Source organism: Superficieibacter electus (genome assembly GCF_002915575.1).
Classification (GTDB): domain Bacteria; phylum Pseudomonadota; class Gammaproteobacteria; order Enterobacterales; family Enterobacteriaceae; genus Superficieibacter; species Superficieibacter electus.
In genome coordinates, this window is sequence record NZ_PQGD01000045.1 from 1 (window position 1) to 10,327 (window position 10,327).

General features: G+C 46.2%; 12 protein-coding genes and 1 pseudogene. 7 read left to right on the plus strand and 6 right to left on the minus strand.

From position 1 onward, the window contains the following. Positions 1–621, plus strand: a pseudogene (gene pcoS / locus CHU32_RS27005) (copper resistance membrane spanning protein PcoS); the annotation flags it as partial. 217 nt (positions 622–838) lie between these two features. Next, entirely contained in the window at positions 839–1,273 is a 435-nt protein-coding gene (locus tag CHU32_RS27010; RefSeq protein WP_000723070.1) for a hypothetical protein, read from the plus strand. 257 nt (positions 1,274–1,530) lie between these two features. Here CHU32_RS27010 and CHU32_RS27015 read toward each other — a convergent pair whose 3' ends face one another. Continuing rightward, entirely contained in the window at positions 1,531–2,646 is a 1,116-nt protein-coding gene (locus CHU32_RS27015) for a nickel/cobalt efflux protein RcnA (protein WP_001572377.1), read from the minus strand. A gap of 122 nt (positions 2,647–2,768) precedes the next feature. Between CHU32_RS27015 and rcnR the strand changes: the two genes are divergently transcribed. Then, complete coding sequence (rcnR, locus tag CHU32_RS27020; RefSeq protein ID WP_000019951.1) at positions 2,769–3,041, plus strand: Ni(II)/Co(II)-binding transcriptional repressor RcnR; 273 nt, start codon at positions 2,769–2,771, stop codon at positions 3,039–3,041. Between the two features lie 93 nt (positions 3,042–3,134). On the opposite strand, the gene CHU32_RS28375 is transcribed toward rcnR, so the two are convergent. Continuing rightward, positions 3,135–3,302, minus strand: coding sequence for a hypothetical protein (locus CHU32_RS28375; RefSeq protein WP_001572379.1), 168 nt, complete (start codon positions 3,300–3,302; stop codon positions 3,135–3,137). A gap of 204 nt (positions 3,303–3,506) precedes the next feature. Here CHU32_RS28375 and CHU32_RS27025 point away from each other — a divergent pair, with 204 nt between their 5' ends. Both CHU32_RS27025 and CHU32_RS27030 read left to right on the plus strand, forming a co-directional pair. Continuing rightward, a complete protein-coding gene (locus CHU32_RS27025; protein WP_000193207.1) occupies positions 3,507–4,325 on the plus strand; it encodes a DUF4942 domain-containing protein in 819 nt (272 codons plus the stop codon). After that, a complete protein-coding gene (locus tag CHU32_RS27030; protein WP_001371952.1) occupies positions 4,322–5,527 on the plus strand; it encodes a coiled-coil domain-containing protein in 1,206 nt (401 codons plus the stop codon). Before CHU32_RS27025 ends, CHU32_RS27030 begins: the two co-directional genes overlap by 4 nt. A gap of 63 nt (positions 5,528–5,590) precedes the next feature. Here the strand turns inward: CHU32_RS27030 and CHU32_RS27035 are convergent, their stop codons facing one another. Genes CHU32_RS27035 through CHU32_RS27045 form a run of 4 tightly spaced genes read right to left on the minus strand, consistent with a single transcriptional unit; the run spans position 5,591 to position 8,804 of the window. Next, on the minus strand, positions 5,591–5,794 hold the full coding sequence (locus CHU32_RS27035; RefSeq protein ID WP_000121164.1) for a hypothetical protein: 204 nt from the start codon (positions 5,792–5,794) through the stop codon (positions 5,591–5,593). A gap of 12 nt (positions 5,795–5,806) precedes the next feature. After that, a complete protein-coding gene (locus CHU32_RS27040; RefSeq protein ID WP_000078513.1) occupies positions 5,807–7,126 on the minus strand; it encodes a DUF1173 family protein in 1,320 nt (439 codons plus the stop codon). Positions 7,127–7,148: 22 nt separating this feature from the next. Continuing rightward, positions 7,149–7,316 (minus strand): hypothetical protein, encoded by a 168-nt coding sequence (locus tag CHU32_RS28380; protein WP_000220758.1) that lies wholly within the window; start codon positions 7,314–7,316, stop codon positions 7,149–7,151. 60 nt (positions 7,317–7,376) lie between these two features. Next, on the minus strand, positions 7,377–8,804 hold the full coding sequence (locus tag CHU32_RS27045; protein ID WP_000833380.1) for a DNA cytosine methyltransferase: 1,428 nt from the start codon (positions 8,802–8,804) through the stop codon (positions 7,377–7,379). 214 nt (positions 8,805–9,018) lie between these two features. On the opposite strand from CHU32_RS27045, the gene CHU32_RS27050 reads away from it, so the two are divergent. Both CHU32_RS27050 and CHU32_RS27055 read left to right on the plus strand, forming a co-directional pair. Next, positions 9,019–9,534, plus strand: coding sequence for a thermonuclease family protein (locus CHU32_RS27050; protein ID WP_000464825.1), 516 nt, complete (start codon positions 9,019–9,021; stop codon positions 9,532–9,534). Between the two features lie 2 nt (positions 9,535–9,536). After that, complete coding sequence (locus tag CHU32_RS27055) at positions 9,537–10,262, plus strand: hypothetical protein (RefSeq protein WP_245880279.1); 726 nt, start codon at positions 9,537–9,539, stop codon at positions 10,260–10,262. The last annotated feature ends 65 nt before the right edge of the window (positions 10,263–10,327 follow it).

Below are 10,327 nucleotides of genomic sequence, written 5' to 3' on the forward strand. Positions count from 1 at the left end.
ACAGCGGTCAGTAATCTGATGATGCAGACGCAGTTTGCACTGGCTAAGGAAAGGGATGTTTCGCATTACCGCGAAATCTTATTCGCTTACCTGGAAGAACTGAAAAGGTTGTCACGAATGACCAGTGATATGCTTTTTCTGGCACGTTCAGAGCATGGTCTGCTGCAGCTGGATAAACATGATGTGGATCTGGCCGCCGAACTGAATGAATTACGTGAGCTGTTCGAGCCTCTGGCAGACGAAACAGGAAAGACAATCACCGTTGAAGGAGAGGGCGTTGTTGCCGGAGACAGCGATATGCTGCGACGTGCTTTCAGTAACCTGCTTTCCAATGCAATCAAGTATTCTCCCGATAACACCTGTACAGCGATACACCTTGAGCGTGACAGTGACTGTGTGAACGTGATGATTACGAATACGATGTCCGGCCAGGTTCCCGCTAATCTGGAACGTTTGTTTGATCGGTTCTATCGAGCTGATTCATCAAGGGTCCACAACACGGAAGGCGCGGGGCTGGGATTATCAATTACAAGGTCGATCATTCATGCTCATGGCGGCGAGCTGTCAGCAGAACAGCAGGGGCGGGAAATTGTGTTCAGTGTGCGCCTGTTAATGGATTAATCCCGTTCTTCAGGAGAAACCTGGAAGGTGACAAAATTGTCATCATTCAGTCACGCGATAAACAGAGGCGGTTTTTTATAATCATACATAAATCAGGAGCAGAGTGATAACGCAATCGCCTGGTTCCTGGAGTGATGAATAACCCGCCCTGAGATCAAATGCTTTCTCTGTTATAAGCCGTTGATTGTTTGGGTATGAAAACACCGGAGACCCAACCATGAAAAAGATCCTTGTATCATTTGTTGCCATTATGGCTGTCGCTTCATCCGCCATGGCTGCAGAGACAATGAACATGCATGACCAGGTAAATAATGCCCAGGCACCCGCCCATCAGATGCAGTCAACCTCTGAAAAAAGCGCTGTTCAGGGAGACAGTATGACAATGATGGATATGAGCGGACACGATCAGGCTGCAATGTCCCATGAAATGATGCAAAACGGCAACGCTTCTGCCCACCAGGACATGGCGGAGATGCATAAAAAAATGATGAAAGGCAAACCAGGGGCCACCAACGAATCAGCAACGTCATTTTCAGAAATGAACGAGCATGAAAAAGCCGCTGTTGTGCACGAGAAGGCGAATAATGGTCAGTCTTCCGTTATTCATCAGCAGCAGGCTGAAAAGCATCGCAGCCAGATCACCCAGAATTAACCCGCAGCTCCACTTGTTAGACCCTCATTTGACGCCGAAGTCACTGGCTTACGCTCCCGTCCGGGAGCGTTTTTTTTATTCTTTCATTTATCATTGAGTCTTATGGGAATGGATTTAATCAGTTACTTAATCCCTGCCTCAGCAACAAGTCCCGGAAAGAGCAGCTTTATATTCCGGGTTTTTCTGCTCATAACCTCAACGGTGGCGCTTAGGATGTACTTTGTAAGTACCCAGAGTGTGTGTCATCAGTACCGGTGTTAATGCACCAGCCCATTCCAGCCATGTATACCCATGTAAATCCCAACAGCAGCAATCAGGGCGCTTGAAATATAGGGGGCTCTTCTGGCGATGGTATTGAAGCCACTCCAGCGTTTGGCGACCTGACGAACGCTGATCGCCGCACCCACTCCAACCGTTACGAGGGTCAATGCCAGGCCGATACTGAAACAAACAACCAGTGTGGCACCCAGCGTAAGCGCTTTAAGCTGAAGGCAGATCAACAATACAGTTATAGCTGCCGGGCAAGGGATAAGCCCTCCTGTCAGTCCAAATATCAGGATTTGCCCGTTGGTTACTTCTTTCCCGTCGAAGCGGCGTTTTATGTCATTGGCATGAGCCAGTTCGTGAGCGTCCTGATACTCTTTCGAATTCACATCCAGCCCATCAAGCTCAGAGTGGTCATGGTCATGGTCGTGTTCAGCGAACGCCACATCATAGTCATGGACATGACCACGATGTCCCAGAGACAGACGTACGTTGAAACTGTGAGGCTCAGGGATGGGAGATGTTGACTCCAGATAATCACCATGATCAACAAATTCAAAAGTCTGAGAGATCGTACTGTTTTCCCGAAGTGTGGTTAATGAGATATCTTCAGAAGCCCATCTTTGGCCACTAAGAGTGCGTAGCCGCCAGTGGGGAAGTTGTCCTTCTTCAAAAATGGACAGTTCAACTTTTCCATGGCCAGTATCGATCAACCTTGTTTCGTCATGGTGATGATGTTCATTCTCCTGCATTCCCTCCAGCCAGTTTTTCTCACCGCTCCAGGTTCGCCAGAACATCCAAAAAGCCGTACCAAGGATGATCACTGAAGAGACCATCTGTAGCCAGGGTTCGGCTGATTCTGCGGTAAATTTATTACTGATATACATCCCTCCAAAAGCAATCAGCCATACGACTGCAGTGTGCGACAATGTTGCCGCGACACCCAGCATCACGGCCTGACGTACGGTGCCTTTTATAGCAATGATGAATGCTGCCATCATTGTTTTGGAGTGCCCGGGCTCCAGTCCATGAAGCGCGCCAAGCAGAATGGCGCTGGGGATGAAAAACCATGCGTTGCCTTGCTGAAGAAGTGTCGTAAATTCGTTCATGAGAATCATTCTTGGTTATTAAGTGTAGGCCGGATTCTACTCCCCCCCAGTAAAATATACTACCCCCCAGTAGAATAACGCTGGTATAGTTACATAAAATATCCAGGAGAGTGAGAGCCCACATGTCACATACCATCCGCGATAAACAAAAACTGAAAGCACGTACAAGCAAGATCCAGGGGCAGGTTGCTGCGCTGAAAAAAATGCTTGATGAACCTCACGAATGTGCCGCTGTACTGCAACAAATAGCCGCCATACGTGGTGCCGTGAATGGTTTATTGCGTGAAGTGATTAAAGGACATTTGACTGAACATATTGTTCATGAAAGTGAAGAACAGAAACGAGAAGAAGACCTGGACGTTGTGCTGAAGGTTCTGGATTCTTACATCAAGTGACAGTTTGGCTAAAAGCCCTGAGCATTAATTTATCTAAATAACACGTTATCAAGTGACGGTTTTGGGCTGTTTGTAGCGGCATAGTGAGTTTGTTTAATCAATGAGCTTTAAGATGCCCCCCTTCATGCAAGGCAACGCGTACATTTCTGGTACATCTACTTCCCTTACTTTGCTCAGGGCAACCCACATTGTTAAAGCCTCTACTCGCTGACCATCAAAATCACCCAACGTCAGATAATGGAAAAAAATTTTGGATGACATTTTGAAACGTGTCCTCTGCTGTGAACGTCGAGAGATGCTACGCGAGAAAGGAGATGACCTACTTAGTATCCTGTTAAGTAGGTCTATCTGAAGAAGTAGACAACTTTAAAGTCTTTTTCATGTTAAAGGAGACAACTTTAATGTCTGTGTACACCTACCTTTGCTCAAATCAAAATGTTCTGACATACCAAAATGGAGTGTAAAATGACTCAAAACCAGGGTTCTGAGCCAGTACCGGCGAGCCGGACAGGGCAGCTCATCAGCGCCCGGGATATGGCCATGCAGAAATTCGAAGAAGGGATGCGGTTAATCTCGGAAGCGTCGGAACTGTGCGGTCTCTCTCTCTTCACCAGCAGAATTATGCAGCCCAACGCATTTGGTCTTCCGTCGTCACTGGATCGCACCATCGAGGAGGGGCGTAAGGAAATTGACCGTAAAACGTGGAAAAGGCTCTTTGAAGAAATAGGTATGGACCGGTACTGGAACCATAAGCAAAAAGAAGCCTTTAACGAATCCCTACGTACGGATCCGCCCGTCGCTTCCCTGGAGATTGTTAAGGGAACATTACAGCATGCACTGGCTAACAGACGAGACACGCTTGCAGAAGGTTTCGTTGATGTTCTCAACAAGCTTGACCGAAGTTTTAAAAGCAATGCACGGCAATATACAATGCCGAAAAAGCTTGTTCTTCGGGGGATTTTTCCTGGTGTGAACGTACTGAGGTACAACGGTTTCTCGCAGGACAATCACTTTTGTTTACGCGACTTTGAGAATATTGTATGCATCTGTTCTGATACTCCAACACCTGCAACCGGCGGTGGGCTGAGTATGGTCGACAGGCTGACGGCCATGAGAAATACAGATTTCACAGGCGAGGTCTGCGATGAGAATGGCTGGCGGTGTCGCCTGTTTGAGAATGGAAACGTTCATATTTGTATCGACAGTATCTCGCTTCTGAATGCTCTGAACGATCTTATCAGCATATATTTTGCAAACCAGCTTCCGGCCGCAGGAAAAAAATGATGATCGAAAACGATAAAGAAAAAAGCCTGAACGATGCTACCTCGCCAGAGGTGCAGAATGACATCCGCAGCGAATCCACAGAAAAATCAAAGGAAATGGGTCGTTCAAGGTACTCATCTATTGCGATGATCGATTACTTCAATGCAATCGAACGTCTGTGCGAAGAGAAAAAAATTAACCCGGAAAATATCGATCTGAGCTTCAAAGTTCACTGGCTCAGAAACGCTGTTGGCGGCTCGTTTGCAAGGTCACAGGAGATGTTCGCTGAGTACCAGAAGTATGTTAAAGAGGTTCCTGAAGAGGCCCGTTACCTGGATATACCCGATGAGGTGAAGGTTGCACTCGGCGATATTATCTCGTACATCACCTGGCACTACCGTAGAAGCTATACCGCAATACAGAGTGATAGTGTTAAAAAAGCTGAAGCACGTAGCATGCAGCTGGAGGAGGAGGTAACGCAGCTTTTACAGCGGCTTGAGCAAAGCGCTACCGATATGGATGAGCTGAAACTTGAGAATCAGGCGCTACAGGGTCGATTAGAGATCCGGGACAGTACCGTCAAGGAGTTAGAAACAAGGCTGAATGTTGCCGAAGCAGAACTCGAAACCTGCCATCACCAGTTAGATAGCACACGGCATGAATTAAGCCTCGCACAGCAGTCAAATGACTCACTCTCCCAGCAACTGGCTGAACGTAAAACAGAGATCGCTGGTCACCTTGAATATCAAAAAAAGCTGAACGAAGAGATCAACACTCAGCGTTCTGATAATGCCGGTCTTTCCAGACAATGCGACCAGTTAAGTCAGACTGTGTCAGATACAAAGGCAGAGAGGGACAGGTTTGAACAGGAATTGATTGCTGCACAGAACCTCTGTGCTGAGCTGAAAAGTGCACTGTCCGGGAAGGAGGGTGACCTGGTGGCGGTGAATGCCGAGCTTACTGAACTCCATAAACTAAACGAGTCGCTGAGCGCCGACCTGAAAAAAGTAACTTTGGTCAGCCAGGGCTATGAAGCGGAAGTGGCTGAACAAAGCAGTGAATTAAAAACGCTCCAGTCCAAAGTAATGAAGCTGGAAGCTACCCTGGAGGCAGAGAAAACAATCTCAGAATCCCTGAAAGGCACCATTGATACATTGACTGGTGCAATGGCAGGGGGAGGTACTGGAAAGTCAAAACAGCCGCGTAGTAGAAAAACATCATGATAAATGAAGCCAGGTTGATAGACTTCTCTGCATCCCCTGGCACAGTAGACCTTCTGCGGACATTCAGCCCGTCCGCAGGAGTTTTCGTCCTTCAGTCAACAAATGCACTACCTTTTTTGAGTCTCCACTTTCCAGTGCAGAAAACACGTTACCGATTTTACCAACAGCTTGTATCTGAGTGATAACCCCAGTCTTGTAATCATCAAGGATCCCTGACAGGAAAGCGTTCAGTTTTGTCTGTTCGCTTAGTGAAAGCATGTATGACATTTTTTCTCCATTTTAAGCAGGTGTGCCAGTTGAAAGAGGTTTACGTGATTCTGGAAAATGAGGCAGCACCATAGTTTCAGATGCTGTGGTCGCATCCCAGTGCCACCATCCATAAGGCCCATATTCACGGTTGTAATAATCTTTTTTGAGTTGCTTTCGGGCCAGATAAGCAGGAGTGGCCATACCAAATACTTCCATCGGGAACGGCTTATCGCTTTTTGTGTCGAGCAGGTAGAAGTCAGGGAACACCTCACTAATACTCGCATCATAACGCATGGGCTTAACGTACTGCCGGTGCTCTGCATCCAGCTTTTCTGCAACAACCGCCTCATAGGAGGAGTCCAGAGGTATCCAGTTCTCGCTAACGTGCATCAGCACAATTTGATGAGCTCTTACAGAAGGGCCTCTGCCGGTTACCGCAGCTGGTGACGTCAACGCAAAGACAACTATTTTCGCCCCGGATTTCCATGCTGCGTACTCCGATGAAAATCGTTTCTTTACGCTATCCCAATGGCCTTCTGAATTGAAAAAAATCAGCGGTAGCCCCCCAAAATTCCGCAGGGGTAAAAATTTAAGTGGCTTCTCATGCTTTTCAGCATCGTAGCGAGGTAAAACTGACAGGAGCATGAGACGTTTATCACTCATCGCCTGTGATGAAAGACGCTGAATTTGCGACTGAGCGACAGGTTGTTTCGGGTCAGGTACACCAATGAATAAATGGTCACCTATGCAGGCTCTGCCGGTACGAATTTGTTTAGCGGTTTCAAGCAGACGATACCGTACCAGTGAATCGTTACGTTTCCCTGCCATTTTCGGGTACCAGACATTCAGACCAGACTCTGTCCACAAAAGACTAAGCAAGCCCAGGAGGGTCATTGAGGCCTGACCTCCTTCTGGTCGCTGAACATGGGGCAGGGGAGGCACTTCTGATTTTTCAGGAGGATCTTTCTCTGTCATACCGATACCGAGCCTTACAGCCATATCACCTTCGGTTGTAATCCGGACCACACCACTCGCATATCCTTTCAGGCCGGTATGCCGGGCATCAAGGGAGAAGAATACACAGGAAGGATCATGCTCAATGCCCGTGTTAGCGGCTTTGACGAGAATAAAGGCATCACCGTTCGGTAAAGCACGAACATAAAGTCGCTTTTCTCCTTTTCCACGACATCCGCAGGTGATGACTGATTTTTGACCTGAGGTGTGGTGTGCCTTTTTAAGAGCCGACTGCCACCCTTTAGCAAACTCATCCTGCGTTTGAAAGTCAGGTGAGTACCTTTTGACGTTTGGATCGTCGTCGTAAGCAATCATCACTGCGAATTTTTGGCTCATAGTAGTCTCCTAAACAGGAAGTTTAATATCCCAACCAAAGCAACACTTCCTGAGCGTCATACTGTTCCTTTACGCCCATGTCGCTAAAGAATTCTTCGAAATCTGTTTCGGGAACGCAATGCCTGGACAGTTCTTGTAATGCTCGTTCTTTAGATACCGTCTCACCTTCAGCTGATTCGAAATACGTCATGGTTGACCTCTGACATTATTACAACAATCTTAAGCATTTAAATTGATGAAGGAGCTCAGGTCAGCTGACTTCGTCGTAAAACTGCCGCAAGCGCTGGGAGGCTGCAAATTCAATTCGAGACTTCAGCAGTTTGGCGACGGCCGCAAAGACATCAACGACCACGGAGTTCCCAAACTGTCTGTAAGCCTGTGTATTGGACACAGGGATACGGAAAACACTTTCCCCGGGTTTATCGAAGCCCATTAGCCTGCTGCATTCACGTGGCGTTAGCATGCGTGGCCGACGGTCCATGTTGTATGTGTTATGGAAATCAGTTTCTCCCAGCTCATGAGACCAGCCCCGATCAATAAGAATTTCAGATCCGTCTTTCATATAGCGGCTTGAGAGGGTTCTGGTGACACTATTAACATTGGAAGGATCTACTAGTCCAAAACCAAAACCATTGCCTTTTGCCGCATGTTTCTTTGCATAGTTGTATAAGTACTCCCAGAGTTTAGGGGAGAGGATGTATTTACTATCTACGCTCGGATCCAGTAAATCTGAGAGAGAAGGGCGCTTGTCCGGATAAAAGTCTTTAATATCTCTCAGAGTAAAACCGTCTTTCAGACGTAGGTCGCGGCGAAAACCAATAAGGACGATACGTTCACGGTGCTGGGGTCGGAAATGACGGCCATCGATGACTTTAGGATCATCCGCGCCCGTGCTTTCGCTGTTTGCGACGTCGTAGCCAAGCTCATCGAGCGTTTTCATGATGATGTTAAAGGTATTACCCTTATCGTGACTCTTCAGATTTTTTACGTTTTCCAGAACAAAAATTGCAGGTTGTTTTGCCCGGATGATCCTGGCCACATCAAAGAAGAGCGTACCCTGAGTGTCGCACTCGAAACCGTGTTTGCGACCCATAGAGTTCTTTTTACTGACACCGGCGATGCTGAATGGCTGGCATGGAAATCCCGCAAGAAGAACATCATGATCCGGGATAGAGGCATCGATAAATTTGTATGCCTCGTCATCAGTAACCTCGGGCCGGTTGCTAAGAGTGATGTCACGGATGTCTGAATTGAAGCGGTGCTCGTTCTCATCGCAATACCAGTTCGCCCGGTAAGTACGGCTGGAATAAGTATTCCATTCGCTCGTGAAAAGACATTTACCACCGATGGCATCAAATCCGCTTCGCAGTCCACCTATCCCTGCAAACAGATCGATAAAGCTAAAGTGCCTGTCCTCATAATCAGCAGGTCGTGAAGGTATTAAAGTCTGTAGATAGCGTCCATCTGCGATACTCAGATCACAATGCTCAGGTATGCATGTAACCTGACGTTTAAGGGATGCACGGGACCAATTACTGCCATTTTCATCATTTAATACCTGAGCCAGATATTTCAGGTCATAAATAGTCGAAGCTGTTAACAAAGTTTTGTGGATCAGAGATGGTGTTTTATCCACATCATTCAGGTCTGTCTCAAGATCATGAGTGTAACGTTTCATCCAAACTCTCTCAGGAATAATATCTTTGAGATAGATTAACACGCTTAATTTGGATTATTTTTTGGTTCAGGTTCTAAATTTATTGTGATTATTCTGCCTTTAAGTTGCAAAAAGATTGGTTTTAAGCCCGCCCATGAAATAATGACTTGTTAAAATACTGCCTGTAAATAGGCTTGTGGATACATGTCTGTACTCAACAAATTCAGGTGAAATGATGTTTTTTTTTACAAAGTTACTTTTGCCCATCATGATTGTTGTATTCCCAGTGGCGTCCTGGGGGAACTCAACAACTTTTGAGGCAAAGGTGGTTAAGATTGTTGACGGTGACACCATAACTGCGTTGGATGCTCAAAACACAACCATCAAAATACGGATGTATGGTATAGACGCTCCTGAATCTAAACAGGCTTTTGGCCAAAAAGCAAAACAGGCCTTAACCACAGCTATAGCAACTAAAATCGTTACCGTGATAGACCATGGTACGGATATCTATGGCCGTATGTTAGGTACCATCTGGTTAGATGGATATGATATCAATGCCTCTATGGTGGACAGTGGATATGCGTGGGTTTATCGGTTCGAAGATAACGCCATTGTCCCTGGCTATATCAAATATGAATCCGCAGCACAAAAGGAGGCAAAAGGGTTATGGGCAGACACCAACCCTGTCCCACCATGGCAGTGGAGACAGGCAAACGAAAAGCCCAGAAAGGTGAAAGGGAAGAAATAACCATGATGAAAGAGCCTCATCCGTTACTTCAGTTGGTACTAAACGATTCCGGTCGTCTAACCATGCCTGTTTATTATAGAGATCAACAGTATTGCCCGACTTGCCTTACAAAGGTGTTGAAGAGTGAGGATGGAAGTTTGGCGCACCTCGGGGAAATAAATCAAAATACATGTAGACCTTCTATTTCAGTAGTTGTGACAAAAGCAATTATTGAAATGTTATGTGACGGGGAAAAAATATTTGTAAATCCAATACGATACCGAGGCCGGGTGCTGGCACCCTCAGTAATTTTTTCTCCCGACACTCACACTTTCAAACCGTTTATAAATACAGACTATCAGCCTGTGGGAGCAAACTGGAAAAGTGAAAAGGGATATAAACTCGGTCTGTTTTATCTCAAAGATCGAGCCAACTCTATCAATAAAGAGGAATTTGATTTCATTGCCGTTATAGACCCTAAGGCAATGCAGAAAGAATTTATTTCGGCCTGGTCTGAGGTTGATGAAAAAAATCCATTGGAAACGCTGAAGCAGATCTTACGATCTAAAAACAACTCTTCTTTATGGGTAAAATGGCCTGGCAAAATTGAGCATGCGCAAAAAGGAAATTGCAACGAAAATTACTGGTTCGATTATCAATCTGATAATCAGGAAGTGAACTGTACGGTCTCTGTTGTAGGTATCGAAGGTAACAGTTCCGGTGAGACAATTTATAGATGGCTTTGTTGAATAAATCAGATTTCGGGTAAGTCTCCCCCGTAGCGGGTTGTGTTTTCAGGCAATACGCACGCTTT

Coding starts and splice junctions, on each gene's coding strand:
- CHU32_RS27010 (WP_000723070.1), top strand. CDS start 839: ATGAAAAAGATCCTTGTATCATTTGTTGCCATTATGGCTGTCGCTTCA.
- CHU32_RS27015 (WP_001572377.1), bottom strand. CDS start 2,646: ATGAACGAATTTACGACACTTCTTCAGCAAGGCAACGCATGGTTTTTC.
- rcnR (WP_000019951.1), top strand. CDS start 2,769: ATGTCACATACCATCCGCGATAAACAAAAACTGAAAGCACGTACAAGC.
- CHU32_RS28375 (WP_001572379.1), bottom strand. CDS start 3,302: ATGTCATCCAAAATTTTTTTCCATTATCTGACGTTGGGTGATTTTGAT.
- CHU32_RS27025 (WP_000193207.1), top strand. CDS start 3,507: ATGACTCAAAACCAGGGTTCTGAGCCAGTACCGGCGAGCCGGACAGGG.
- CHU32_RS27030 (WP_001371952.1), top strand. CDS start 4,322: ATGATGATCGAAAACGATAAAGAAAAAAGCCTGAACGATGCTACCTCG.
- CHU32_RS27035 (WP_000121164.1), bottom strand. CDS start 5,794: ATGTCATACATGCTTTCACTAAGCGAACAGACAAAACTGAACGCTTTC.
- CHU32_RS27040 (WP_000078513.1), bottom strand. CDS start 7,126: ATGAGCCAAAAATTCGCAGTGATGATTGCTTACGACGACGATCCAAAC.
- CHU32_RS28380 (WP_000220758.1), bottom strand. CDS start 7,316: ATGACGTATTTCGAATCAGCTGAAGGTGAGACGGTATCTAAAGAACGA.
- CHU32_RS27045 (WP_000833380.1), bottom strand. CDS start 8,804: ATGAAACGTTACACTCATGATCTTGAGACAGACCTGAATGATGTGGAT.
- CHU32_RS27050 (WP_000464825.1), top strand. CDS start 9,019: ATGTTTTTTTTTACAAAGTTACTTTTGCCCATCATGATTGTTGTATTC.
- CHU32_RS27055 (WP_245880279.1), top strand. CDS start 9,537: ATGATGAAAGAGCCTCATCCGTTACTTCAGTTGGTACTAAACGATTCC.